19 protein-coding genes and 2 pseudogenes are annotated in these 24,830 nt (G+C 60.3%); 16 read left to right on the forward strand and 5 right to left on the reverse strand.

All coding sequences use genetic code 11. The features are described 5' to 3' along the window. Window positions 1-233 precede the first annotated feature (233 nt). Complete coding sequence (locus tag BLS75_RS18800; RefSeq protein ID WP_011060357.1) at window positions 234-1,058, reverse strand: arylamine N-acetyltransferase family protein; 825 nt, start codon at window positions 1,056-1,058, stop codon at window positions 234-236. A 202-nt stretch (window positions 1,059-1,260) separates the two neighbouring features. Here BLS75_RS18800 and BLS75_RS18805 point away from each other — a divergent pair, with 202 nt between their 5' ends. Both BLS75_RS18805 and BLS75_RS18810 read left to right on the forward strand, forming a co-directional pair. Beyond that, window positions 1,261-1,836: a GNAT family N-acetyltransferase gene (locus BLS75_RS18805; protein WP_072451544.1), complete on the forward strand. Its 576-nt coding sequence runs from the start codon at window positions 1,261-1,263 to the stop codon at window positions 1,834-1,836. Between the two features lie 36 nt (window positions 1,837-1,872). After that, window positions 1,873-2,394, forward strand: a complete 522-nt coding sequence (locus tag BLS75_RS18810) for a GNAT family N-acetyltransferase (protein WP_072451545.1) — start codon at window positions 1,873-1,875, stop codon at window positions 2,392-2,394. Window positions 2,395-2,397: 3 nt separating this feature from the next. Here the strand turns inward: BLS75_RS18810 and BLS75_RS18815 are convergent, their stop codons facing one another. Together BLS75_RS18815 and BLS75_RS18820 are read right to left on the reverse strand one after the other, a co-directional pair. Beyond that, window positions 2,398-3,969 (reverse strand): sensor domain-containing diguanylate cyclase, encoded by a 1,572-nt coding sequence (locus BLS75_RS18815; RefSeq protein ID WP_011060354.1) that lies wholly within the window; start codon window positions 3,967-3,969, stop codon window positions 2,398-2,400. 185 nt (window positions 3,970-4,154) lie between these two features. Next, window positions 4,155-5,015 carry a LysR family transcriptional regulator gene (locus tag BLS75_RS18820; RefSeq protein ID WP_072451546.1) on the reverse strand — a complete coding sequence of 287 codons (861 nt, stop codon included), beginning with the start codon at window positions 5,013-5,015 and terminating at the stop codon, window positions 4,155-4,157. A gap of 97 nt (window positions 5,016-5,112) precedes the next feature. Between BLS75_RS18820 and BLS75_RS18825 the strand changes: the two genes are divergently transcribed. From BLS75_RS18825 to BLS75_RS18880, 12 genes are all read left to right on the forward strand, one after another. Then, window positions 5,113-5,763 carry an FMN-dependent NADH-azoreductase gene (locus tag BLS75_RS18825; RefSeq protein WP_072451547.1) on the forward strand — a complete coding sequence of 217 codons (651 nt, stop codon included), beginning with the start codon at window positions 5,113-5,115 and terminating at the stop codon, window positions 5,761-5,763. A 282-nt stretch (window positions 5,764-6,045) separates the two neighbouring features. Continuing rightward, entirely contained in the window at window positions 6,046-6,861 is an 816-nt protein-coding gene (locus BLS75_RS18830) for an ABC transporter permease (protein WP_072451548.1), read from the forward strand. Further along, entirely contained in the window at window positions 6,851-8,125 is a 1,275-nt protein-coding gene (locus BLS75_RS18835) for an ABC transporter ATP-binding protein (RefSeq protein ID WP_072451549.1), read from the forward strand. Before BLS75_RS18830 ends, BLS75_RS18835 begins: the two co-directional genes overlap by 11 nt. Continuing rightward, complete coding sequence (locus BLS75_RS18840; RefSeq protein ID WP_072451550.1) at window positions 8,122-9,498, forward strand: polysaccharide pyruvyl transferase family protein; 1,377 nt, start codon at window positions 8,122-8,124, stop codon at window positions 9,496-9,498. Before BLS75_RS18835 ends, BLS75_RS18840 begins: the two co-directional genes overlap by 4 nt. Window positions 9,499-9,503: 5 nt before the next feature. Next, window positions 9,504-10,196 (forward strand): 2OG-Fe(II) oxygenase family protein, encoded by a 693-nt coding sequence (locus BLS75_RS18845; protein WP_072451551.1) that lies wholly within the window; start codon window positions 9,504-9,506, stop codon window positions 10,194-10,196. Beyond that, window positions 10,189-12,378, forward strand: coding sequence for a glycosyltransferase (locus BLS75_RS18850; protein ID WP_072451552.1), 2,190 nt, complete (start codon window positions 10,189-10,191; stop codon window positions 12,376-12,378). The genes BLS75_RS18845 and BLS75_RS18850 overlap by 8 nt, the downstream gene beginning before the upstream one ends. Window positions 12,379-12,407: 29 nt before the next feature. Next, complete coding sequence (locus tag BLS75_RS18855) at window positions 12,408-13,430, forward strand: class I SAM-dependent methyltransferase (protein WP_239690681.1); 1,023 nt, start codon at window positions 12,408-12,410, stop codon at window positions 13,428-13,430. Window positions 13,431-13,455: 25 nt separating this feature from the next. Continuing rightward, on the forward strand, window positions 13,456-15,528 hold the full coding sequence (locus BLS75_RS18860) for a glycosyltransferase (RefSeq protein WP_072451554.1): 2,073 nt from the start codon (window positions 13,456-13,458) through the stop codon (window positions 15,526-15,528). Continuing rightward, complete coding sequence (locus BLS75_RS18865; protein ID WP_072451555.1) at window positions 15,525-16,628, forward strand: glycosyltransferase family protein; 1,104 nt, start codon at window positions 15,525-15,527, stop codon at window positions 16,626-16,628. The genes BLS75_RS18860 and BLS75_RS18865 overlap by 4 nt, the downstream gene beginning before the upstream one ends. Next, window positions 16,612-17,511, forward strand: coding sequence for a glycosyltransferase family 2 protein (locus BLS75_RS18870; RefSeq protein WP_072451556.1), 900 nt, complete (start codon window positions 16,612-16,614; stop codon window positions 17,509-17,511). Before BLS75_RS18865 ends, BLS75_RS18870 begins: the two co-directional genes overlap by 17 nt. A gap of 604 nt (window positions 17,512-18,115) precedes the next feature. Further along, on the forward strand, window positions 18,116-18,655 hold the full coding sequence (locus tag BLS75_RS18875; protein ID WP_239690682.1) for a hypothetical protein: 540 nt from the start codon (window positions 18,116-18,118) through the stop codon (window positions 18,653-18,655). 1,946 nt (window positions 18,656-20,601) lie between these two features. After that, on the forward strand, window positions 20,602-21,633 hold the full coding sequence (locus BLS75_RS18880) for a methyltransferase (protein ID WP_072451557.1): 1,032 nt from the start codon (window positions 20,602-20,604) through the stop codon (window positions 21,631-21,633). A 349-nt stretch (window positions 21,634-21,982) separates the two neighbouring features. On the opposite strand, the pseudogene BLS75_RS32630 reads toward BLS75_RS18880, so the two are convergent. After that, window positions 21,983-22,445 (reverse strand): annotated as a pseudogene (locus BLS75_RS32630) (hypothetical protein); the annotation flags it as partial. Window positions 22,446-22,465: 20 nt separating this feature from the next. Continuing rightward, window positions 22,466-22,594 (reverse strand): annotated as a pseudogene (locus BLS75_RS32635) (site-specific integrase); the annotation flags it as partial. A 103-nt stretch (window positions 22,595-22,697) separates the two neighbouring features. Here BLS75_RS32635 and dusA point away from each other — a divergent pair. Both dusA and tal read left to right on the forward strand, forming a co-directional pair. Beyond that, window positions 22,698-23,708: a tRNA dihydrouridine(20/20a) synthase DusA gene (gene dusA / locus BLS75_RS18895; RefSeq protein WP_072451559.1), complete on the forward strand. Its 1,011-nt coding sequence runs from the start codon at window positions 22,698-22,700 to the stop codon at window positions 23,706-23,708. Between the two features lie 177 nt (window positions 23,709-23,885). Beyond that, the gene (gene tal, locus BLS75_RS18900; protein ID WP_011060293.1) at window positions 23,886-24,812 is read left to right on the forward strand and encodes a transaldolase; all 927 of its coding nucleotides are present in this window, start codon (window positions 23,886-23,888) and stop codon (window positions 24,810-24,812) included. Window positions 24,813-24,830: the final 18 nt, after the last annotated feature.

Raw genomic sequence — 24,830 nt, forward strand, 5'->3', positions numbered from 1 at the left:
TCTACTGGTTGAAAAAACAGGATAAAAAAGCCGATCCCATTGCCGGATCGGCTTATCTGCTGCTCGTAGGGAGCGATCCGTTGGCCGGAACCCGGATCTTGTACACATTGGGTGCAACACGGCCCTACCGTTGCCGGGCCGGCGACGGCAAACGCGGCAACTGCACCTGGACGGCCGTGTCGACAACCGACCGGAACCGCGGACACCGCCTCGCTGTTGGGGAAGCCGTGAAATCAGGCCTCTAGCAACTGCTCGAGAACCCGCGGCAGTTCGGGGTGGGCCGGCAGGCGCAGGGCAAACTCGTCCTGCAACAGGCTCATCAGTTCCCCTGCATCGGTGATCTGCCGCCGCTCGCTGGGCTGCCCCATCCGATGCAGGGCGTAGCTGCCATTGTTCAAGGTGCGGCGTATTCCCGGCCCCATCAGCGCCACCTTCAATTGGCCGAGGAAAGGAGAGTCCGGGTGGGTCGAGACGTACCAGTTACCCATCTCGTAATCCACATCGCCCTGCAGTTGCAGGTCAAAAACGTACATCGCCCGCCATTCATCCATGACCTTGGCGCGCAAGGTGTAGCTGCCTTCGCGCAGGGTGATGCGATACGGCTCGTGGGGCGTTGCCTGTTCTTGCTCGGTATCCAGCAGCAAGGGCGCGGTGGGCACCATGCCGCCAAAGCCGACATCGACGATGTAGCGCTGGCCCTCCAGGTGCACCAGCGCCAGACGGTGGCTGCGAGCGGTCAGCGCATCTTCCGGCGCCCCCATCACCACCCGCCCGGTGATGCCCCGGGCATCGAAACCCAGGTGCTGCAACAGCACCAGGAAGGCCTGGTTGAGTTCATAGCAGTAGCCGCCGCGCCCCTCGTGGAGAATCTTGCGCTCCACCGAGGCCAGGTCGATGGGTACCGGAACCCGCAACAGGGTCGAAAGGCTTTCGAAGGCAAAACGACAGACATGGCGCCATTGCAGCTCCCGCAGGGTTTCCAGGGTCGGCGCTGGCGCCTGTGGGTAGCCCAGTTGCTGCAGGTACAGGTCGAAGTTCATCAGGTGCGGCTGGCTCATGCACAAATCCTTGAAATGAGGGTCGCCCAGGGTCGCGACAGGCCCCGGCAGGTCGGCGTTATGTATAAGCCAGAAGCGGCAGGCCCGGACAATCAATTCGGCTGATATTTTTTATCGCATTGGCCCCGGATTGGCTCTTGCCAAGCGCCGAGGGCGACTCTGTAATAAGTGCCCCGCCGCTCCCGCTGGAGAACTCTGCGCCATGCACTCACTGGAAGGCCCGCGAATCATCCTGCGCCCGTTGCAACGCAGTGATGCCGACGCCCTGGTCAACGCCGCCCGGGACGGTGAGCTGTGGAACCTGCCTTTCACCGTAGTGCCCTCCCCCGACACCGTCGAACGCTACCTCGACGTGGCGCTCGAGGGCCGTGATGCCGGTAGCGTACTGCCGTTCGCTACCGTGCTCAGGAGCACGGGCGAAGTCATCGGCTGCACGCGTTTCTGGAAGATCGACCGGCACAACCGCAAGCTGGAGATCGGCAGCACCTGGATCGCCAGCCGCTGGCAGCGCAGCTTCGTCAACAGCGAGGCCAAGTACCTGATGCTGTGCCATGCCTTTGACGACATGAACTGTGTGCGGGTGCAGTTCACGACCGACGAGATCAATCACACATCCCGCGCGGCGATCCTGCGCCTCGGCGCCCGACAGGAAGGCATAGTGCGGCACGAGCGCCTCATGCCCGACGGACGCAAGCGCAATTCCGTGCGCTTCAGCATCATCGACGACGAGTGGCCCGCCGTGCGCCAGCGTCTGCAACAACGCCTCAGCCAAGCCTGAAGCCTCACCCTTACAAGCCCCCACAAGGATGTAGCCATGCCCGTCGATTTCACCCTACGCCCAGCCCAGCGCGAGGACGCGCTGTGCATCAGTGGCCTGGCCACCCAGGTCTTTCTCGACACCTATGCCACCGATGGCATGCGCAGCGACCTGGCCGAGGAAGCCCTGAGCGTCTACGCCCCGGAACAGTTCCGCCAGCGCCTTGAGGATCCCCACAGAAGCCTGTTGCTGGCCGAGCGTAACGGGCACCTGCTGGGCTTCGCGGAAATCGCCGGCAACACCCGGCCGCCGCTTGCCGGCCTGGCCGATGGGATAGAGCTGGTGCGCCTGTACGTGCAGCGCCATGCCCATCGGCAAGGCGTTGGCCAGGCGCTGCTGCAACAGGTGGAAGAACGGCTGCAAGCCAGCGACAGGCCCTGCCTGTGGCTCGCCGTCTGGGCACAGAACCACAGGGCGCAGGCCTTCTATCAGGCCCAGGGCTACGTCTGCGCCGGTAGCACCGCCTACGAGTTTGGCGGCAACGCCTACGCCAACCAGGTGTTCTGCAAGCGCTGGTAGCCGTCAGCGATCGGAGCGCTGCAACGGCTCCCCCACATGGTCCGCCGCCAGCGCCATGGCCCGATTGCGGCCCGTGGCCTTGGCTTGATACAGGGCCGCATCGGCCCTTTCGATAAACATCTCGATGCTGTCGCGGCCCGTCGGCACGAAGGCGTAGCAGCCCAGGCTGACCGTCACGCAGCCCACCGGTGAGCCGGAATGGGCGATGTTGCGCTGCATGACACTGCGGCGAATCTGCTCGGCCATGGCCAGCGCGCCATGAATGTCGGTGTCGGGCAGCAACACTGCAAACTCTTCGCCACCATAGCGCACAGCCAGGTCAGCCTTGCGCTGGCAGCAGCCCTTGAGCGCCTGGGCCACCTCGGTCAGGCAGTGATCGCCCGCCACATGCCCGTAGGTATCGTTGTAGCGCTTGAAATAGTCGATATCGACCATGACCAGGCTCAACGGGCTGCGTTGCCGCGCACCACGACCAAACTCCACGGTCAGGGCGCGCTCGAACAAGCGGCGGTTGGCCAGGCCGGTGAGGCTGTCATGGGTGGCGATCACCTCCAGGGCCTCCTGGGCCTCGCGCAGATCTGCCTCGATCCGCTCGTTGTTGCGCACCTGCTGCACGAAGACCCAGCCGAACAGGCCGACCCCCAGCAGCACCAGGGCGACGATGGCCGTGGACTGGTAGGCCGAGGCATACCAGCCCTTGAGCACCGAGTCCTTGGAGTTGGCCGCGGCCACCACCAGGGGATAGGCCTGCAACTGCCGATAGCCGTACAGGCGCGTCACCCCATCAACAATCGAGGTGATCATGGCGTTGCCGGTGGTGGCCTCGGGCAAGTACTTGCTGAAGATCTCGCCGCGGGCCAGGGAAGCACCGATCTGCCGCTCTTCGAACGGCCGCCGCGCAATCAGCGTACCGTCGGACAGGGCAAGGAACATGGCGCCCTGCTCGTCGATGTTGAAACTGGTGAAGAACTGATCGAAATACGCCAGTTTGATGCCCGCCATCAGCACCCCCTGGAAATTCCCCTGGCTATCGTTGAGCCGCCGCGAGATGGGAATGATCCATTCGCCATTGGCCCGGCTGCGGATGGCCGGGCTGATGTGAGCCAGCAACGAAGCATTCTGCTGATGGAAACGAAAGTAGTCGCGGTCTGCCACATCGTTGCCATGGGGCGAATCACCAAATGAACTGACCACCCACTGACCGTCCCGGTCATAGAGAAATACCCCGCTGAGCTGGGTCAGGGCCTGCACCCGCCGGGCGAATATGCCCTGCAAGCGGGGCTGCTGTTCAGGGCCATCGCCCAGGGCCTGGATCCATTCGGACAGGCTCATCAGCACCAGGTCGGCTTCCATGAAAGTGTCTTCGGCCTGCTGGGCGATGGCCCGGGTCAGGTTGGTGGAATTGACTTCCGCCTGCATCAGGTCGTGACGCCAGGACTGTTCCAGTTGCAGGTACAACAGCCCGCACAGGCACAGAAACACGGTTGCGATGAAGGCCACCGCGGCCTTGAGCAGCGGCAAGCGCTTCAGGGTTCCGCCAGGGGGATGATGAGGATCGTAGATGGGAACAGGCAAAAGGGTCGTCCTGACGGGAGTGGCCTGGGCTACAGGGCGGGTCCCTGGTTGTTTTCGAGACTGGCTGAACGGCCAGCGCCCTGCACAGTATAGGTTTTCTGGCCGCTGACCCGGGCCGGGAGATCAGGCAGCAACCTTGAACGGCCCGGCTCCACCCTGGGGTTATCGGCCACCGCGGGCAATGCTTAAAGCGCCGATCGACGGCTCGAGCAATATTCGACAAACACCTCGGACAGCGCCGCCAGCACAGTCTGGTCCGCTTCGGGCGCGGTGAACAGACGGTACTGCGCATCCGGCAACGGTGGCAAACCGTATTCCTCCCCCAGGGCACACAGCCCTGCCCCCAACTGGCTGGCCGCCATGGGTGCTATGGCGAACCCGGACAGCACGGCGGCGCGCAGGGCCCAATTGCTGTTGCAAAGCATAACCGTGCGCTGGGCAATGCCGGCCTGGGCCAGCCGGCCCAGGGCCGCGGCCCGGTAGGGGCAAGGCTCGGGAAACAGCGCCAGGGGCAAGGGGTCGGGCAAGAGCCCGGCAGGTTGCACCAGCCCGGTCCAGACCAGCGGTTCGGACCAGAGCAGGCGGCCAGGCTCGGCAGTTTCGCACAGCGAGCCCACCACCAATTGCAAATTGCCCTGGGCCAGCAGATCCAGCAGCGTACCGGGAATGCCAACCTGCACATCCAGCCGGATACCTGGGTAGCGCCCGGCAAAATCCTGCAGCGCACGCAGCAGCCGGGGGTCGGCAAAATCCTCGGACAGGCCCACCCCCACGCGCCCGTGGAACGGCACCCGGGTCAGTTCGGTCCAGGCGTCGCGATTCAACGCCAGGATCGCCCGGGCATAGGCCATCAACCGCTCGCCATCGGCGGTCAGCTGCTGCGAGCGGGTGGTGCGCTGGAGCAGCGGCTTGCCGACCTGCTGTTCCAGGCGCCGCAGGTGGCCGCTGACCGCGGACTGGGTCAGATGCAGCTTGAGGGCCGCACGGCTGAACCCTTGTTCATCGACAACAGCAACAAAGGTGCGCAATAGCAGGGCATCGAACATATTTCAGAATGAAATCAATAAGGCTTGAATCGACAATTTATATTTAAAAACAAGCTATGTTGCAATGACGGTCATCCCAACCCCAAGAGATTCGTCCATGACCCGGCTCCTGCACATTCAATGCTCGCCCCGCCTGCGCCGCTCCGCCTCCCTGGAAATCGCCCACAGCTTCATCCAGAGCTACCGACAGCAACGGCCGGACACCAAGGTCACCACCCTGGACCTGTGGAGCCTCGATTTGCCGGAACTCGATCAGACAGCCATGGACGCCAAATATGCGCAACTGGCCGGCCAGCCCCTGGGCAATGCCGAACAGCGGGCCTGGGCCCGGCTCCAGGCGCTGGCAGAGCCGCTGCACCAGGCCGACCTGCTGGTGCTTTCCATCCCCCTGTGGAACTTCAGCATTCCCTACAAGCTCAAGCACTTCATCGACCTGGTTTCCCACCAGGGCATCCTCTTCAGCTTCGACCCCGAGAACGGCCTGCAAGGCCTGCTGCGCAACAAGACGGCGGTGGCGGCCTACGCCCGGGGGCTGGACTTTTCTTCCCACTCCAGCACACCAGCACCGGCATTCGATTTCCAGAAGCCCTATATAGAGGCCTGGCTGAATTTCATCGGGATTGCCAACCAGCACTCGCTGATCGTGGAAAAGACCATCCTCGGCCCGGACATCGACCAGGCCTCGCGACAGGCGGCCGCCGAGCAGGCACAGGCCCTGGCGCAGCAACTGGCGGCCCGCCAGTACTGAACCATACCCGGGCCTGGCGCGCAGGAGCCTGCCCGCCAGGCCCACCCTGCTCTTTACCGCCGAGCCCAGGCATCCGCAGTGGGCATTACCCTCGCGGGTGTCTTGCCACTTATTCCGGCTGCGCCCGCCGCTCATCAAAAAAAGCTGTAACAACACCTTCACTTCCTGCATTTTGGGTCTATAAACAATTCACAAAATCCTTTGCTTCGAATCACCACCCGTTCACCCATTCCCCTTGTCGAGCATGGGGTGGTGCTGGAAGCTGGCCCCAAGGAGCGGGAGTTGACCGGAAGTACCACGCTGCACCGTTTCACCTTCAGGCCCTGGCGTCATCGCGAGCTGCTGCGGGCGCTGATCGAACGCGAAGTGATAGGCCGCTACCGCGGCTCGATTGCCGGCCTGCTCTGGTCCTTTCTCAACCCCTTGCTCATGTTGCTGGTGTATACCTTCGTGTTCAGCGTGGTGTTCAAGGTGCGTTGGGGAACCGACAACGACTCGAACACCCAGTTCGCCCTGCTGGTGTTCACCGGGATGATGGTCTTCAACCTGTTCTCCGAATGCCTCACCCGAGCCCCCGGGCTGATCCTGAGCCACGTCAACTATGTGAAGAAGGTGGTGTTCCCCCTGGACATGCTGCCCTGCGTGATGCTCGGGGCGGTGCTGTTCCACACGCTGGTGAGCTTTGCCGTCTGGCTGCTGTTCCACCTCCTGGCCTTCGGCCTGCCGCCGCCCACCGCTCTGCTGTTTCCCCTGGTGCTGCTGCCCCTGGTGCTGTTCACCCTCGGGCTGTCCTGGGTCCTCGCCTCCCTGGGGGTCTACCTGCGGGATGTTGGCCAGGTCATCGGTGTACTGATGTCAGCCCTGCTGCTGATGTCGGCGGTGTTCTATCCGCTGAGCGCCCTGCCCGAGGCCTACCGGCACTGGCTCTACCTGAACCCCTTGACCCTGGTGATCGAGTCCTCCCGCGACGTGCTGATCCGGGGCGTGGTGCCCGATCTCGGCCTGTGGCTGATAGAGCTGAGCGTCGCGCTTGGCGTGGCCTTCCTGGGATGGGCGTGGTTCGAAAAAACCCGCCCGGGGTTCGCCGATGTGCTCTGAACTGGCGATCAAGGCCCAGGGCCTGGGCAAGTGCTACCCGATCTACGACCAGCCCCGCGACCGCCTGCTGCAACTGCTGCTGCCCCGCGGCAAGCAGCGCTATCGCGAATTCTGGGCCTTGAAGGACGTTGCGCTGGAAGTGCGCAAGGGCGAAACCCTGGGCATCATCGGCCGCAACGGCAGCGGCAAGTCGACCTTGCTGCAACTGATCTGCGGCACCAGCACCGCCTCCACGGGCAGCGTGACCAGCCATGGGCGGATCGCCGCCCTGCTGGAGCTGGGCTCGGGGTTCAATCCCGAGTTCAGCGGCCGCGAGAACGTCTACCTCAACGGTGCGGTATTGGGCCTCAAACGCGCGGAGATCGAGGCGCGTTTCGACGAAATCACCGCCTTCGCCAACATCGGCGAATTCATCGACCAGCCCACCAGGACCTATTCCAGCGGCATGCTGGTGCGCCTGGCCTTTGCCGTTTCGGTATGCGTGGAGCCGGATATCCTGATCGTCGACGAAGCCCTGGCCGTCGGCGATGCCTCCTTCCAGTTCAAGTGCCTGGAACGCCTGGAGCGCCTGACCCGACAAGGCATGACCCTGCTGTTCGTGTCCCACGACATGAGCATGGTCAAGCGCTTCTGCAACCGAGCCCTCTACCTGCGCGACGGCGAAATCCGCGCCAGCGGTGCACCGGAGGCGATGGCCGAGCTGTACCTGCTGGACATGCGTGACGAACAGCGCCGCTGGGCCAGCGCGGGCGCCGTCCAGGTCAGCGCCAAGACACCGCTCAACCCGGAGCACGGCATGGCCTTCGGCACCCCTGAAGGACGGATCACCTCAGCCGTGTTCAGCAATACCGAGGCGCTGTACTCAAGCTTTGCCCACGGCGACATGATCGAAATCGCCATCGAGGCCCAGGTCAGCGACGCCATTGCCCGCCCCAACATCAGCCTGACCATCCAGGAAGCCCGGTTGCTGGTGGTCAGCGGGGTCAACGTCGCCCTGCAATGCGGCGAGTCCCGGCAAGGCTGGCGCAGCGCCTCGGTGTGCCTGCGATTCGCCGCCAACCTGGCGGCCGGGCGCTATCACATCACGCTCAAGCTGATGAATGGCGAAACGGAAGAAACCTCCCACCTGATTGAAAAACAGGTGGCCCTCCTGGCGTTCGACACCTTGCCGGGCAACAAGCACTTCCTGGGAATCGTCGACTTGCACATCGAACCTGTCACCCGCCCATCGCAGCAACCCCTGGCAGTCGAGGAGCGTTCATGAGCGACAAGCAATGGCAAGTCGCGATCTTCGGTACCTTCGATGTAGCCAACTACGGCGACCTGCTGTTCCCCCTCATTGCCGAAGCAGCGTTGCAGGCGCGCCTGGGCAAGGTGCGCCTGCACGCGTTCTCCTATCACTCGCGCAGCACACCGCAATGGCCCTACCCCGTCACCTCGGTCAGTGAACTGCCCCAGCTCATCGATAGCCTGGACGCAGTGCTGATCGGCGGTGGCTTCATCATTCGCTTCGACAAGGTCATCGCTGCCGACTACTACCCGCCCGACCCGCAGATCCACCACCCCACCGGGTACTGGCTGTCGCCTGCGCTGATGGCCCTGCAACACAATGTGCCGCTGATCTGGAACGCCCCCGGCATGCACTGCAACCCGATTCCATCCTGGGCGACCCCCCTGGTCAGGCTGACCCTGGAACAAAGCCCCCACGTCCGGGTGCGCGACGCCCTGTCTGCAAACACCCTGTCCGCGCTGAGCGAACAGGCCCAGGTCGAGGTACTGCCGGATACCGCCTTTGGCCTGCCCAGCCTGATCGACCGGCAGCAATCCTCGGCGGCCTATCGCCAACTCTGTGCCCAGGCCGGCCTGACCGGGCCCTATCTGGTGGTGCATGCGATTGCCGGCCTGGAGAGCTTTCTCCAGCTATGGAAAACCCACAACGCGCTGTTCAGCCAGTGGCAGCTGCTGCTGTTGCCCATCGGCCCGGTGCTCGGGGACCATGAGTCGATTCTCGGGGCCGACCTGCCACGGGCCGTGCGCCTGCCGGCCTGGCCAGAGCCACTGCTGCTGGCGGAGATCCTGGCCCACGCCCAGGGCGTCATCGGCCACAGCTATCACCTGGCGATCACCGCCCTGGCCTTCGGCGTACCGGCCTTCTGCTCGGCCAACCTGAACCAGGGCAAGTACACCGCCTTGCGCGCATACCGCGGGATCCGCCCCCTGCCTGCCGAACAGCCCATCGATCCCCAGTGGTTCCTGCAACACCTGAGCGAAACGGGGCCCTGCCCCGAGGTGATCGCCGCGCAGGAACAAGTGCAGCGCCATTGGGACCGGGTAGCCGAACTGATCGCCCAGGGCCCGCGCCCCACCAGCCTGGCGCTGAACCGCTTCTGGCAAGCCCTGCCCGGCCTGCTGGAGGAAACCCGAGAGGACTGGCGCGAGGCGTGCCTGAGCAAACAGGCCGAACTGGATGAGCTGAAAATCCAGGTACAGCAGTTGACGCTACTACGCCGCCACCAAACGGAACTCACCAGTCGGGTCGATGCCGAGCTGGGTCGAATCCATCGCTCCAACTCCTACCGCCTCACCGCGCCGTTACGCTCCCTGCGGCGCCGCCTGCAACATTTATTGGGAAGATGAATACGATGCTGAATCTGCCAATGCTGACCAGAGCCCCCTTGCACACTCAGCCCTTTCGCTGGGGGCGGATCACCGAGCTGTATTCGCCCGCGGACGCCGCGGCCCTGGTAGCGACCTATCCCCGTGACTCCTTCAAGACGGTGTCCGGCTATGGCGGAGAAAAGGACTACGAGTACCAGGCGCGGCAACTGGTGGAAATGGGCACCGGGCGCATTATCCACGAGCAGCACCTGAGCCCGGCCTGGCGCAGGCTGGCCAGCGAGTTGACCGCACCGGACTATCGCCTGGCACTGTCGACGCTCACCGACATGGACCTCAGAAACGCTCCCATGGAGGTCAATGTCTTCCACTACGGGCCGCAGGCCTGCCTCGGCCCGCACCCGGACCTGGGCGACAAGCTGGTGACCCATATCCTGTACTTCAACGATTCCTGGAACATCGAGGACGGTGGCTGCCTGAATATCCTGGGCTCTGCCGACCCCTCGGATGTGGTCGCGGTGATCCCGCCCCTGGTGGGCACATCGGCAGTACTGGTACGCGCCGAGAACTCCTGGCATGCGGTGACGCAGGTGGTAGCCAATTGCCGGACTTCACGGCGCAGCATGACCGTGACCTTCTACCGGCCCGGCTCCCTCAGCTCAATGTGGTCCAGTGGCGACCAGAGCCCACTGCACAACTATGAGCCCGCTCATGACTAAGTCCCACTCGCAGGAGCAGGAGTCGACCCGGCTGCGGCTCGAGCACGCACAGGCCAACCTTCAGCGCGATGCCGCCCTGGCGCATATCGAACATATGCGGCGCTCGCGTTCCTGGCGCCTGACCCGCCCCCTGCGCATGCTGATGCAACTGCTGCGGCACGGGGTGATCAACGACGAGAGCGAGTACCCGACTCACCTGCCCTATCTCGTCCAGCCTCTGCCAGCTTCCACCCCCTTGGAGCCCGATATCGTGGAGGACTCAGCACCCGGCTCTGCTGCTCAGCATTTTGACCTGCTGTGCTTTGCCAATATCGACTGGTCCGCCAGGTTCCAGCGACCACAGCAACTGATGACGCAGTTCGCTATCCAGGGTTATCGGGTGTTCTACATAATCCTTTCGCCGCTACCCGCGGCAGAGCGGCCCTATGCGGTGCACCCAGTCGCTCCCGGGGTCTTCGAAGTCACCCTGCGCGGGCATGCACGGCAGGACTACTACGCCACCTGCATCACCGAAGGCAACCTGCGCGCCAATGCAGAGGCGTTGCAGGCCCTGGTGAGCGACTACCGGATCAAGACGGCGGTGTCGGTGGTTCACCTGCCCTATTGGACGCGCCTGGCCCTGCACCTGCGCAAGGCATACGGCTGGCCCGTGCAATACGACTGCATGGACGAATGGCAGGACTTCCCGAACATCGGTCAGCCCTTGCTGGACCAGGAACAGGTACTGGTGAAGCAGGCTGATCTGGTAACCGTCACCGCCTCCGTACTGCACGACAAATGGGCCAGTACCAGCCGTCGCTGCCAGTTGGTTAGAAACGGGGTGGACTTCGACTTCTTTGCCCGATGCTGTACACCCAATACTCTGCTGGAGGAGCTTCAAGGCCCGATCATCGGCTTCTATGGTGCCCTGGCCGAATGGGTCGATTTTGAGCTGGTGGCGGCCATCGCCCGGCAACGACCAGAGTGGAATCTGGTGCTCATTGGCGATGTGTTCGTCCGTGACCTGGCCGGCCTCGACCGCTTGCCCAATGTCCACCTGCTGGGCCGCAAGCCTTACGCGCAGATGCCGCAATACCTGTACCACTTCGATGTCTGCATCATTCCTTTTCGCCTCTACAACCTGACCCACGCGGTGGATCCGGTGAAGTTCTACGAGTTCATCAGCGCCGGCAAACCCGTGGTCGCAGTGCCGCTGCTGGAGATGCAGATCTACGAGCCTTACCTGTATTTCGCCGACGGGCCGTCGGCCTTTGTCACGCAGATCGAAAGAGCCCTTGGGGAAACCGATCTGCAGCGCTGGAACCAACGGCTGGCACTGGCCAGGGAAAACGATTGGCGGCAACGCTTCGAAGACACGCGCGATGCGCTGGTCGAACTGTTTCCGAAGGTCTCGGTAATCATCGTCACCTACAACAATGTGCAACTGACCCGCGGCTGCATCGACAGCCTGCTGCGCAATTGCGCCTACCCGAACCTGCAACTGATCATCGTCGATAACGCCTCGCAGGACTCCACCCGCAACTACCTGCGCTACCTGGCCCGCAGCGAACCCAATGTGAGCATCGTGCTCAACGAGCAGAACCTGGGTTTCGCCGCCGCCAACAACCAGGGCCTGCGCCTTGCGCAGGGCCACTACCTGGTCCTACTCAACAACGACACCGTGGTGCCCAAGGGCTGGCTCGCGCCCCTGCTGCGCCACCTCGACGACCCGGAGGTGGGGTTGGTGGGGCCGACCACCAATGCGGTGGGCAACGAGGCCCGGGTCAGCATCGACTACCAGGACCTCGACGACATGGAGGACTTCGCCGACCGGCGCACCACCCAGTACCGCGGGCGCTGCTTCGACATCCCGATGCTGGCCATGTTTTGCGTAGCGATGCGCCGCGAAGTGCTGGATCAGGTGGGCTGGCTGGATGAAGCCTTTGGCATCGGCATGTTCGAAGACGACGACTACAGCCGGCGAGTCCAGGCCGCCGGCTTGCGCACCGTATGCGCCGAGGACAGCTACATCCACCACTATGGCCAGGCCTCGTTCAAGGCCCTTATCGCCAGCGGCGAATACCAGCGGTTATGGGACAAGAACCAGGCCTACTTCGAAAGCAAGTGGGGGCCCTGGCAACCCCATCGCCAAGCACGCCGTAGAGCGAACGCCGACGCCACGGAAATGAAGCTCACCGACTGAATCGGCAGCCCGATACACCCACAAGGAAGATGCCGAACGTGCTGAAAAAAATAATTCAACAGCTCAGTGGTTGGGCAGTCGCAGCCCCTGTTCCTCCGGACGACATGAGCGAGGAGCAGCGCAAGGCGCAGACCGCCGAGCACTGGTCACAGAACCAGGCTGGCTCGGATGCGTTTTCTGCGGATGTCTACTGGCTGGCGGTGCCTGCGGTGCAACAACGCCATCAGCAAAAGGCCACGGCCGGCAGCGGTCATGCTCACTGGGTACCCTATTGCCTGAACACCTTTCTGGCGGGCCGGTTACCGGTGCCGCGTATGCTGAGCATCGGCTGCGGCACCGGTACCCTGGAACGCGAGCTCTACAAACTCCAGGCCTTCCAGGACTGCGACGCCGTGGATATCGCCCCGGCGGCGCTGGACACCGCCCGGGCAGAAGCGGCGGCGCTGGGGACCCGGACCCTGCACTACAGCCTCACCGACGTCGAGCGGGTGCAACTGCCCAGCGCTCATTACGACGCCGTCTGGTTCAACGGTTCACTGCATCACATTCGCCAATTGGAAAAGGTCTGCGCCAATGTCCGCCAGGCCTTGAAGGCGGACGGCTGGCTGTTCTTCAACGAGTATGTCGGCGCCAATCACTTTGCCTTTGACCTGGCCCAGTGCGCAGCCATCAGCCATGCCTTCGCCCTGATACCCCCGGCCATGCGCCGCTCTTTCGTCCAGGGTTCCTACGGTCAGGTGCAGAACAACGTACCGCTCCCTGATCCACAAGAGGTGGTGAAGGTTGATCCGTCCGAGGCCGTGCGCTCCCAGGACATCCTCAAGGTGGTGGAACAGCACTTCGAGATCCAGGCCCTCAACACCTGCGGCGGCACCCTGCTGCAATTTCTGCTGCATGGCATCGCCGGCAATTTCAAGGCCGATGATCCCCAGGCGATGCGGGTGCTGCGGATGCTGTTCGACATCGAAGACGGGCTGATCGAGTCGGGCACCCTGAACAGCGATTTCGTGATCGTTGCCGCGACCCCGAAACAGTCGGAGGCCGTGCTTTGACTCGCTCTGTATCCGGGGCGCGGCAATGAGCATCGCCCTGTTCCAGCGCTGGCGTCGCCTCTATCACCGCCTGCCGCTGCCTTACCTGCTCAAAGCCTTGCTCCAGCGCCTGTATCACGGCGCGCTGGGACCTGGCTGGCGGGCCCTGCGTCGGCATCAGCGGGCCGCCAAGAGTTTCGTACCCGCTTGTAGCGTGCTACCGGCGGCCGATCCGCAATGGCCGGATTACGTGGTCTGGGGTGCCATCGACTGGGATTTCCGCCAGCAGCGTCCCCAGCACCTGGCCCGCGGCTTGAGCACCAGCGGACGCCGGGTTTTCTATGTCTCGGCCAGCCTGGAGGACGACGCTCGCGACGGTTTTACCTTGCGTCAGCTGGATGACCGAGGGCGGCTGTTCGAAGTGCGGCTGTTTGCACGCACAGCCCCGCTCCTCTACCACGCTGCCCCGCAAGAGGCCGTGGTCCAGCAGTTGCGTCGCAGCATCGGCGAGTTATTGAGCTGGGCCCATTCGAGCCAGGTGATCTCCCTGGTCCAGCACCCGTTCTGGGCCCCCGTGGCCAGGGCGCTTCCGGCCAGCCGCCTGGTCTATGACTGCATGGACGACCATCAGGGCTTCGGCAACAACGCCCCGGACCTGTTGCAGCTGGAACATGAGCTGCTGCGCGAGGCCGATATCACGCTGTTTGCCTCGGCGTGGCTGGAACGCCACTGGAGTCGGCACTGCCCACCTGCAAGCACCGGGCAACGCGCCGTATTGCGCAATGCCGCCGACTTCACCTATTTTTCCAAGCCCCCGGCCCAGTGTTATCAGGACCCGCAAGGCCGTCCCGTGATCGGCTACTACGGCGCGCTCGCCCAGTGGTTCGATGTGGATCTGGTGGCCGCCATCGCCGAAGCCTTCAGGCACTGCACGATCCTGCTGATAGGCGCAGATACCGGACGGATTGGTGCGCGCCTGCAGCGCCATGCCAACGTCAGGCTGACCGGTGAAATCCCCTACGCACAGCTGTCCGCCTACCTGCAGGCCTTCGATGTCTGCATCCTGCCGTTTCGCATCGATGCACTGACCCTGGCCACCAATCCGGTCAAGGTCTACGAGTACCTGAGTGCCGGCAAGCCGGTGGTGGCGGTGGATCTGCCCGAGCTGCAGGAGTTCGGCCAGCAGGTATCCATTGCCAGGGATACCCCCTCCTTTATCGAAGCCATCGCCCAGGCGTTGCAGGAACCTGCCTGCGACAGCACCTCCCGCCAGCGCCAGGAATTCGCCGCACAACAGACTTGGGAGCACCGGGTAGAACAGTTGAAGGCCCTGGTGGAAGACGAGCGAAGCGGGCCCCTGATCAGCGTGATAGTAGTGACCTACAACAACCTGGCATTGACCCGTGCCTGCCTGGCCAGCCTGGCCGCCGATGCTCTGGGCCGCAATCTGGAAATCATTGTCGTCGACAATGCCTCCACCGACGGCAGCGTCGAATTCCTTCGGCAGTGGGCCAGCGACAGCGCTCACTCGCTCATCCTCAACCCCGGCAACCTGGGTTTCTCCGCGGCCAACAATCAGGGCCTGGCCCGGGCTCGGGGCGAGTTCCTGGTCTTGCTCAACAACGACACCGAGGTCACCACTGGCTGGGCGCAGACCCTGCGCCGCCACCTGCAACGCAACCCGGGGCTCGGCCTGATCGGGCCGGTAACCAACAACATCGGCAACGAAGCGAAGATCGAGATCAGCTACTGCAGCCTCGAGGAGATGCCTGGCCGCGCCCGCCAGTACACCTGGCGCCATGCCGGACAGGTGGTGCCCTGCGCCACCCTCGGTTTCTTCGCGGTCATGATGCCCAGGTCGACCTATGAGCGCGTCGGGCCCCTGGATGAAGCCTTCGGCCTGGGCTTTTTCGAAGACGACGACTATTGCCGCCGGGTAGAGCAAGCAGGGCTGTCCTGCGCCTTTGCCGAAGACGTGTTCATTCATCACCATCTTTCTGCCTCGTTCAGCCAGATGCCCGGCAGCCAGCGCCAACAACTGTTTGAGCGCAACAAGGCTCTGTACGAGGCGAAATGGGGCCGACCCTGGACTCCCCACACCGCCAGGGAGCCATCATGAGGCTGGTCTATCTGTCACCGGTCAGCTGGCACAGCTTCGCGCAACGCCCCCATGAACTGGTGCGCCAGTTCCACGCGTCCACCCAGGCCCCCGTGCTGTGGGTCGAACCCTATCCCACGCGCTTGCCGGTACTGGCCGACTTGCTTACCCGCCCGCCATACCAGGGTCCGACCGTCGCCGTGCCGGACTGGCTGACCCTGGCCAGGCCCCGGGCCCTGCCCATAGAGCCCCTGCCCGGCTCGGGCTGGGTCAATCGCCTGTTCTGGCAGGAGCTCAAGCAACAGATCCGCCATTTTGCCCAGGCACCGACCCAGCTCGGCATCGGCAAACCCTCGAGGCTGGCCCTGCAACTGCTGCAGGAGCCGATCTTCGCCGGCAGTTTCTATGACGTCATGGACAACGTACCGGCGTTCTATCGCGGCTGGTCACGCCGAGCCATGCACCGGCGCCAGCACCAGACCGCCCGGGCTGTGGTCACCGCCCTGGCCTCTTGCACGACTTTGCAGCGCTACTGGCAACGGCAACAGGTCGATACCCGGCTGCTGCTCAATGGTTGCGCCAGCGAACGCCTGCCCGCCCTGCCCCTGTCCCGGAGCGCAGCACATGGAGCACGCCCGGTGTTCGGCTACATCGGCACCCTCGCCAAGTGGTTCGACTGGGAATTCGTGCTTGCCCTGGCCGTGGCCTTTCCCGGGGCCGAGGTACGCCTGATCGGCCCCCAGCACGGACCTTCGCCCAGGGCACTGCCGGACAATATCCGGTGCTTGCCGGCGCTCTCCCACGAGGCCGCGCTGCAAGCCATGGCCGAGTTCGATGTCGGCCTGATCCCGTTCAAGTGCAACGACATCACCCGCTACGTCGACCCGATCAAATACTACGAGTACCGGGCCCTGGGCTTGCCAGTGGTCAGCACCGCATTCGGCGAAATGGGCACCAGGCGCCATCTTCCGGGGGTGTTTCTCAGCGACAGTCTCGACGACATCTCCCGAGTCATCCAACAGGCGCTGACGTTTACCGAGCCCCTGGCCGAGACCCTGAAGTTCCGCGAAGCCAATTCCTGGGCAAAACGCTTCGAGGGGGCCCATGCCGCGTTCCTGTGATGTGGTGGTGGTCAACTACAACGCCGGCCTTCTGCTGGAGGACTGCGTGATCTCGGTGCTGGCCCAGGACATCAACCGGCTGGTGCTGGTGGACAATGCCTCCCATGACGGCAGCCTGGAGCAGGTTGCCACCCGGTTCGCTGCCGATGAACGCCTGCTCATCCTGCGCAACCCAAGCAACACCGGCTTCGCCGCGGCCTGCAACCTAGGCGCCAGTCACTGCGAGCAGCCACACCTCCTGTTCCTCAACCCCGACACCGTATTGCAACCGGGCGCCTTGCAAGGAATGATCGACGCCCTGAGCCACACCCACGATCTGGGCATGGCAGGTGGCCTGTTGTGCAACTTCGACGGCAGCGAACAGCCCGGTGGACGTCGGGTCTTCCCCACCCCACGGCGGGCAGTAGTACGCGCCCTCAACCTGTCGGGCCTGGCCTGGCTCTCGCCGCGGCTGTTTTCCGACTTTCTTCTGCACCGCGAGCCGCTGCCCAGCCGTCCGACGCAGGTAGAAGCCATTTCCGGCGCCTGCATGCTGGTCAAGCGCGAAGCCCTGGACAGCGTCGGCGGCTGGGACGAAGGCTACTTCCTGCACTGCGAGGACCTGGACCTGTGCATGCGCTTTCGCCAGGAAGGCTGGAAAGTCTGCTTCGTACCCCAGGCCAGGATCTTTCACGCCTGGGGCGCCTGCAGCCGCACCCGCCCGGTGTTCGTCGAATGGCACAAGCACCGGGGCATGATCCGCTTCTATGGCAAGTTTTTTCGTGAGGACTATCCCCGGGTCCTCTCCTGGAGCATCTGCGCGGGTGTCTGGCTACGATTCAGTTTCGTGGTGGGCTACCACTGGCTGGCGCAGCTGGGACGGATGCTCGGACAACCTCGCTAGTCCGGCAAAGGCTCAGAGCACAACGTCGGCGTGGCACTTCCTGATAAACTGCGCCAATTCGTCACCCCGACAACCGCCATGACCACAGGTGGTTGCCCCGCAAAGCGACAAACATCCCATGCCCTTTACCGCTCCAAGCCCTTCCCGCTCAGAACCTTCCCGGCGCTTTTCCGTGGCACCAATAATGGATTGGACCGTTTATTTCTAAGGCTCTTATTTTGAAAGATCTAGAAAGAATGCGCACGCCTCACGTACCACTTTCTTACCACTGCACGTAAATCTAATTAGGTTACACGCTGCTGGCACTTCTGTTTACTGCTACTCCCCCTCCACATCTCATGGCAAAATACCTTCACTAGGCAATATACGTACCGAGCTTAAACTACGGATGCCAAAGTAATAACTCTCTAAATCAGAGGAAGAACTCCCCCAGGTAAATTTATGCCCTTTCACATCAGTCAAAACTGACATTCACAACAAGGAGCGTATTTTATCATGAAGTGGTTTTTACTCACAGCAGGTGCTCTATTACTTACCGGCTGCAGCTATGAAAAGACTAATTTACGCAATGATACCGAAACGGCTAAGTACGACCGCACCACCAGTGCTCGTATCCGTATCTTCTCCGCACCGGAAACCGGCCTCCTACATCCCCGGAAAAACCTGCGAAGCCTATTACAACCATCCCGAAAATGGTTGCCTGCAGGGAAGTATCGCTGCACGTCACCATGATCCAAAACAGCGCTACATCCTTTGGCGCGACTCCGATGTGCTAGGAATGAAGATTGAGGACTACCAGAACCGCGTAATTGGCATACCCACCACCGCACATACAGAAGCCGTTAAATTCGACAGACTGGGATACGACGAATTTTTAATCCCCGCAAACCAGCCAGTGTTGATCGACATTAACTACAAAGCCGATAACGGCCACTGTTATCCCCCCACCATTCAGTTCGTCCCAAAGGCCGAGAAGGATTACGAGGCGAGTTTTGAATTTAGCAAGCAGAGCCCCTTGTCCTCCAAGTGCGCCATCAACTTAGTCGAACTCAGCGGTACGGGCCTCCTAAAAGAAACCCAGGCCGCCCCAACCAGTTACTGCGGTAACGATGGCCACGGGCGTTACTGCACTGTCACTCCCTGAGCCCCCTACGACAGGTTCAGCTGGTATGGCACTTTAACCTGTCACCTACTTTGCTCCAATCCCGACACCATCCGCACACCGCAACATATTATGTTCAGTGGATAAGTGCGTCTCAATGAAGTTGATAAAGGTTGGACTGCGAGACTCCGCATGCAACTTCAGCACATGCAACACTAAAGCTTCACCCATAGTTTCATTTTATCCCATCAGAAAAAGGTTAGGACGGTTAGTTTTTTCATTAACACCGCTGAAAGCCTTGTAATGCACGGACTTCAGGTCACTGATAAAAATTAACTGCTGGCAAGTTAATTTTAAATCTTATAAAATTCTTTAAATTTAATATTTGACAAAAAAACCACCTTCAACCTAGCTTTAACTACCCTGCTGAAAGTTAGGTCTCAAGCCCAGTCCCTCCCCCTTTTTCAATAGCCTCATAAAAACTAATCCTTTTCCCGAAGCTCTTCTCAGACTCGGCTGGCTATACTCCTATCAGCAAACGCTAAAACGCTCCTACTTTCGCGGGGTTCCCCAGACTTCTCCCACCTCAGAGTAACTCAAAAGCCCGCAGGCCGGTTCCGACTTAACTGGGTTGCAGGGGGCAGAAAAAGAGATCCTTTTGGCCCACAGGCAGGCGGTGCGCGCCAGGAGGTGAAGCACGCCGATCTCTACGGTGAAGCAAATCACGGCTCCGAATACGCCATGTAGCACGTCAGCATCAACAATCATTATTTCGATCTCTTCGGGGCTCCAAGATCGAGCAACTGATTATCAGCACTCGCTTCTGACTCCCTGAAATAATGGGCATTCGCACGCCCGGATAATCGGAATGAACAGATCATTGAGGCCCCTCACCATAGTGACATTGCCGTCATAGTCTTCGGTGAATTCGGTGTTGCGATCCTTACATTTGTATGGCCGGCCTTTACGAGCAAGTTCCATACTGACTTCGAGCAAAACTTATCAGCAATTACAGCAGTGGCCAGAATGAATAGGTTGGAGTTGTCCCGACTAGCTGCTGACCGACGCCAGTGGCTCGCAGACAGACCTGACCTAGTAGACGTTAGCCTTGATCAGGCCCTGCTGCCGCCCCTGACACTAAGGATCTCTATTTTCTTAAAAGTTGGATCTGCGGCCGCATAGATACGGAGCTCGCTTACTTCATTGCTCAGCCCACCTGCAAGTCAACTGTGTAGAGCGTAACCTATGATTCATAGGGGACGCCAATAATAACGATAACGTTGTTGACATCACTGAAGTTAGTCAACTTCCACCCCAAGGGGCTGCATGGGGCGAAACAGGCAAATAGACTCCTTCCAGCAAGTGCAGTGACAGACTCAACGCTATTAGTCGTTTTGGCACTCTCGCTATACATGGCGCACATCTGGCCCAACCTCCGCAACATTCGCTCTATCGTGCTGTATGCGACCAACAATTCTTCATTCAGGAATGGCTATTAAACCTTGCGCACCTTGTAAATCTGAACATCCTCTTCTCGTTCCTGCTGAACACATAGATTTAACGCCTCGTCCCGGTGGAAGCATGGGAGCACTCCCCCAGAAACATCTGAGGTGCTCGTCGTATTAACGATTCGGCTATAAGCAAGCAAATCGCCGCCTAACCCAGCTCCTGCCTATCTTGATGCACAGCACCCAGGCTTCGGAGTAACTCCTTGTAGCTTTCAAGGGAGCTCCACCCTCTTGTGAGTTAGAGCCTTAGGGGCAGCCGGAAAGGGTTAGTCAAGCGATATATTGTTTGATGTATGGAATTTCCCGAATATTTAATATGCGCAGGTCATGTGGTTTTTTTGAAAAATCCCGTAGTATGCCGGCCACACTTGCCTTGCAAGCTGCCTGGATCGGCAGATATCATGCCCATTCCAGAGGAATGATTCTGCTGTTCCATAGTTTTTATTTTCGATGACAACCCGGAAGTCAGGAGCCAGCCTAATGGCAAAATCCGTGCTAAACGAGCTGAATTGCTTTGAGTTGATTCAGGCATCCTATGCCGCACATGCGTTGTATTTTTTGACAAAAATCGAGATTTTCGAATTTTTAATTGCCGGCCCAAAAACTCTCGACGAATTGAATCAACTTAGCAAAGCCAAATCGGACATTCTCAATGACCTGCTGATGCTTGCCACGAAGCTCAAGTTCATCCGTAAAAAGGATGAAAAATATTTAATAGCCAGAAAAGGGTTACAACTCACGAAAGCTTCAAAATCATGGTTCAGGCCTTATCTGCTAGTATGGGGAGCGCAGTTAGCCCCAGCAACCATTAAACTTGAAGAGCACTTTCTGACGGGTGACAATGCATTCAAGCTAGCTCATAAAGATACAATATGGGATTACTACAACAAAAACCCCGAAGCCAGCAAGGTCTTTGTGGAGTTCATGCACGGCGTGACTAATCAATCGCTTATACCGGACATTGTCGAAGAGTTGATTATTGGAGACGCAAAAAGCCTAGTTGATGTAGCGGGCGGCACGGGTAGCCTTGCATGCGCGCTGGCGTCAAAATACGAAAAATTATCGTGTATAATCTGCGATCAGCCATCAAATAAAATCAATGCCGATCGACACATTCAGTCGCTCGAATTAAAAAACTGCCAATTCATTGGAACCAATATTTTCGGCGCGATTCCACCCGGACATGATGTTTATACTATCAAGCACGTATTGCATGACTGGGACAACTCCAACGTCATTCAGATATTGACTTCCATTGCAAAGGCGATGCGTCTTGACTCTCGCCTGGTAATTATTGAAGGGCTGCTGGATCGAGAGTTTTCCGACTCGTTCGACAACCCCGAATTCATTCATACACGAAACTTTGAACAACGAGTATGGACGCCCGGACAAGTAAGAAGCACCAAAGATTTTCAATCACTATGCTCTCAAGCGGGCCTGCGTATTGAGAGCATCCTTCCCTCGCGCGGGTTCGATATGAATTATATCGAGTGCCTTCGCAGTCCGAACTAAAACTTATATGCTCTGAGCAATTGAATTATCAACTGCTCAGAGTTACTCACATCATTAGCCTGCTTTTCGACTTCTCTCGAGACCACTGCGCTTGCCGTACAGCTTTCTGAATCTCCAGCTCAAATTTTAAGATCACTCTAGGAAAGCCTGCTAACTTAAGCCGCCTTATAGAGAGCTACAGAGAAAAATATAAAATCGTAAGCTAAGTATTCGGAGTGATTCAGCATCGGGCTGATGTGATGCAGTAACTCATCACCTCATTTACTACGCGGGCCCACCTATAACAGCTCAGGCTCGTTCACTACCTAAATTACAGCACCTCCCCCTACAACCCAAAACCACTCAGCTGCACGATGCCCATTAACTGCGGTGCGATACTCAAGGCCTCAAGCAAATCATCACGACTGATGCTCTTGATCGAGCTGAACTCGTACCTAGCCGCCACCTCGCTGACCGGCATCAGCTGGATAACGTCTTTCTTCTCGGAGGGCGCAGAGACAAATAGGTTGCGGAAGTTGTCAGAGCCTTTCGAGCTCTTCAGCACAGCGTCAAACTACTTGATACGCTCTTGCCCCTGGATCGCTTCGGTCATATAGAGGATGAAACCAGCGTGACAACCGTTGTCTTATTACTTACGGCTGAATAGTTTGTTCAGGATTAGGGTACGGGCCTGCATGCTACTCCCCCAATTGCAGATACACACTGGCCCCAGTGATGTTGGCCAAACCATCCATAGATATCGGCGCTTCGTAGCATCGGCCATTGAACCAACACTTCAGATGGTCGAAGATCCTGCGGCCATCCAGTTCCAGCTTGCACTTACGCCCCCAGGCCTGGGGGCCTGTTTTCGGGCGAAGGTCTGGCTCTCTTGGTAAACTTGCACTCCGTCGCGCTTGATGCGGATCTGAGCCGTGTAGCTCACGCTCCCATCTGCCAGTTTTCTTGCCCTGATAGTCGCCATATGGAAAGTGGTACGCGTCAGTTTTTGGGTGGTACATCGTACCACCGAGCCTTAAAAAACGCCTGAAAACGCCCCAAAACACGCCTTAAACACGTAGAGCAAAATGGTCCAGAATTCAGCTACAGCCCTAGTAAACTCACGCCCTACGCTGTCCCGGCGGTTTAGCGTGGCACCGATGATGGATTGGACGGACCGTCACTGCCGATTCTTCCTGCGCCTACTGTCCAAGCACACCTTGCTCTACACCGAAATGGTCACCACGGGTGCGCTGCTCAATGGTGATCACGAACGCTTCCTGCGCTACCACCCGTCCGAGCACCCTCTGGCGTTGCAACTGGGGGGCAGCACGCCGGCGGATCTCGCGGCGTGCGCACGCATGGCCCAGGAGCATGGCTACGATGAGGTCAACCTCAACGTCGGTTGCCCCAGCGACCGGGTGCAGAACAACATGATCGGTGCCTGCCTGATGGGCCATCCGGCGCTGGTGGCCGATTGCGTGAAAGCCATGCGCGATGTGGTGTCGATTCCCGTGACGGTCAAGCATCGGATCGGTATCAACGGGCGCGATAGTTATGCCGAGCTATGCGATTTCGTCGGCCAGGTCATGGAAGCCGGGTGCAGCAGCTTTACCGTGCACGCGCGAATCGCCATTCTCGAAGGCCTCTCGCCCAAGGAGAACCGGGACATTCCCCCGTTGCGCTACGACGTGGCGGCGCAATTGAAGGCGGATTTCCCACAGTTGGAAATCATCCTCAACGGTGGGATCAAGACCCTCGAGGCCTGTCATGAACATCTGCAGACTTTCGATGGGGTGATGCTGGGCCGTGAGGCCTATCACAACCCCTATCTGCTGGCCGAGGTAGACCAACAGCTGTTTGGCAGCACTGAGCCGGTGATTTCCCGGGCCGAGGCGCTGGCCCGGTTGCGCCCCTATATTGCCGAGCACCTGGCTGCCGGTGGCGCCATGCACCACATCACGCGCCATGTCCTAGGGCTGGGCACGGGCTTCCCCGGTGCTCGCAAGTTCCGCCAGCTGTTGTCGGTGGATATCCACAAGACCCAGGATCCGCTGGCCCTGCTGGATCAGGCCGGGCAGTTGCTGGAAGGACGTTAAGCGTCGGCCGGGTTGAACCTGGCCGGGCTTTTGGCATCGTATCTACTGGACAGTGCCCCAGCATTCAAACGACTATTTTCAGGTCACGGACTTTGGGGCCGTAGTTAGCATTCCGCGCCCTTGAGCGCCTGACAGCGCTCGGGTAATGTCGTCAGACCCATAGGACAGAGCACGCTCATGACTTCCAAGCTGGAACAACTGAAGAAAATCACCACCGTAGTGGCCGATACCGGTGACTTCGACGCCATCGCCCGGGTCAAGCCGGTGGATGCCACCACCAACCCTTCGCTGCTGCTCAAGGCTGCGGCCATCCCGGGTTATGCCGATCTGCTGAATGCCTGCGTCAACGACTGCAAAGGCGATGTCGGCCTGGCCAGCGACCGTTTCGGCGTGGCTGTAGGCCAGGAGATTCTCAAGGTCATTCCGGGCCGTATTTCCACTGAGGTGGACGCCCGCCTGTCGTTCGATACCGAAGCCATGCTCAAGCGCGCCCATCGGCTGATCGAGCTGTATGACAAGGCCGGCATCGGCCGTGATCGGGTGCTGATCAAGATCGCCTCTACCTGGGAAGGCATCCGCGCCGCCGAAAAGCTGGAGCGCGAAGGCATCCAGACCAACCTCACCCTGCTGTTTTCCTTCGCCCAGGCCGTGGCCTGCGCCGAAGCCGGGGTGTTTCTGATTTCGCCATTCGTAGGGCGGATCTACGACTGGTACAAGAAGGCTACCGGCAACGACTATCAGGGCGCTGACGATCCGGGCGTGCAGTCGGTTACCCGCATCTACAACTACTACAAGGCCAATGACTACAAGACCGTGGTCATGGGGGCAAGCTTCCGCAACCTCAACCAGATCGAGCAACTGGCCGGCTGCGATCGCCTGACCATCAGCCCGGACCTGATCGAGAAGCTGGCCGCCGACACTGGCAAGCTGGAACGCAAGCTGAGCCCGGGCAAGACCGGTGAAGCTCGCCAGAGCCTGAACGAAGCGCAGTTCCGCTGGGCCTCCAACGAAGACGCCATGGCCACCGAAAAGCTGGCCGAAGGCATCCGCCAGTTCGCCCGCGACCAGGAAAAGCTCGAAGCCCTGCTGGCTGCCAAGCTCTGATCGTTTCGCGTCAACGCA

The sequence above is a fragment of the Pseudomonas sp. NFPP12 genome, assembly GCF_900103205.1.
GTDB lineage: Bacteria > Pseudomonadota > Gammaproteobacteria > Pseudomonadales > Pseudomonadaceae > Aquipseudomonas > Aquipseudomonas protegens.

Coding starts and splice junctions, on each gene's coding strand:
- BLS75_RS18800 (WP_011060357.1), bottom strand. CDS start 1,058: ATGAGCCAGCCGCACCTGATGAACTTCGACCTGTACCTGCAGCAACTG.
- BLS75_RS18805 (WP_072451544.1), top strand. CDS start 1,261: ATGCACTCACTGGAAGGCCCGCGAATCATCCTGCGCCCGTTGCAACGC.
- BLS75_RS18810 (WP_072451545.1), top strand. CDS start 1,873: ATGCCCGTCGATTTCACCCTACGCCCAGCCCAGCGCGAGGACGCGCTG.
- BLS75_RS18820 (WP_072451546.1), bottom strand. CDS start 5,015: ATGTTCGATGCCCTGCTATTGCGCACCTTTGTTGCTGTTGTCGATGAA.
- BLS75_RS18825 (WP_072451547.1), top strand. CDS start 5,113: ATGACCCGGCTCCTGCACATTCAATGCTCGCCCCGCCTGCGCCGCTCC.
- BLS75_RS18835 (WP_072451549.1), top strand. CDS start 6,851: ATGTGCTCTGAACTGGCGATCAAGGCCCAGGGCCTGGGCAAGTGCTAC.
- BLS75_RS18840 (WP_072451550.1), top strand. CDS start 8,122: ATGAGCGACAAGCAATGGCAAGTCGCGATCTTCGGTACCTTCGATGTA.
- BLS75_RS18845 (WP_072451551.1), top strand. CDS start 9,504: ATGCTGAATCTGCCAATGCTGACCAGAGCCCCCTTGCACACTCAGCCC.
- BLS75_RS18850 (WP_072451552.1), top strand. CDS start 10,189: ATGACTAAGTCCCACTCGCAGGAGCAGGAGTCGACCCGGCTGCGGCTC.
- BLS75_RS18855 (WP_239690681.1), top strand. CDS start 12,408: ATGCCGAACGTGCTGAAAAAAATAATTCAACAGCTCAGTGGTTGGGCA.
- BLS75_RS18860 (WP_072451554.1), top strand. CDS start 13,456: ATGAGCATCGCCCTGTTCCAGCGCTGGCGTCGCCTCTATCACCGCCTG.
- BLS75_RS18865 (WP_072451555.1), top strand. CDS start 15,525: ATGAGGCTGGTCTATCTGTCACCGGTCAGCTGGCACAGCTTCGCGCAA.
- BLS75_RS18870 (WP_072451556.1), top strand. CDS start 16,612: ATGCCGCGTTCCTGTGATGTGGTGGTGGTCAACTACAACGCCGGCCTT.
- BLS75_RS18880 (WP_072451557.1), top strand. CDS start 20,602: ATGGCAAAATCCGTGCTAAACGAGCTGAATTGCTTTGAGTTGATTCAG.
- dusA (WP_072451559.1), top strand. CDS start 22,698: ATGGTCCAGAATTCAGCTACAGCCCTAGTAAACTCACGCCCTACGCTG.
- tal (WP_011060293.1), top strand. CDS start 23,886: ATGACTTCCAAGCTGGAACAACTGAAGAAAATCACCACCGTAGTGGCC.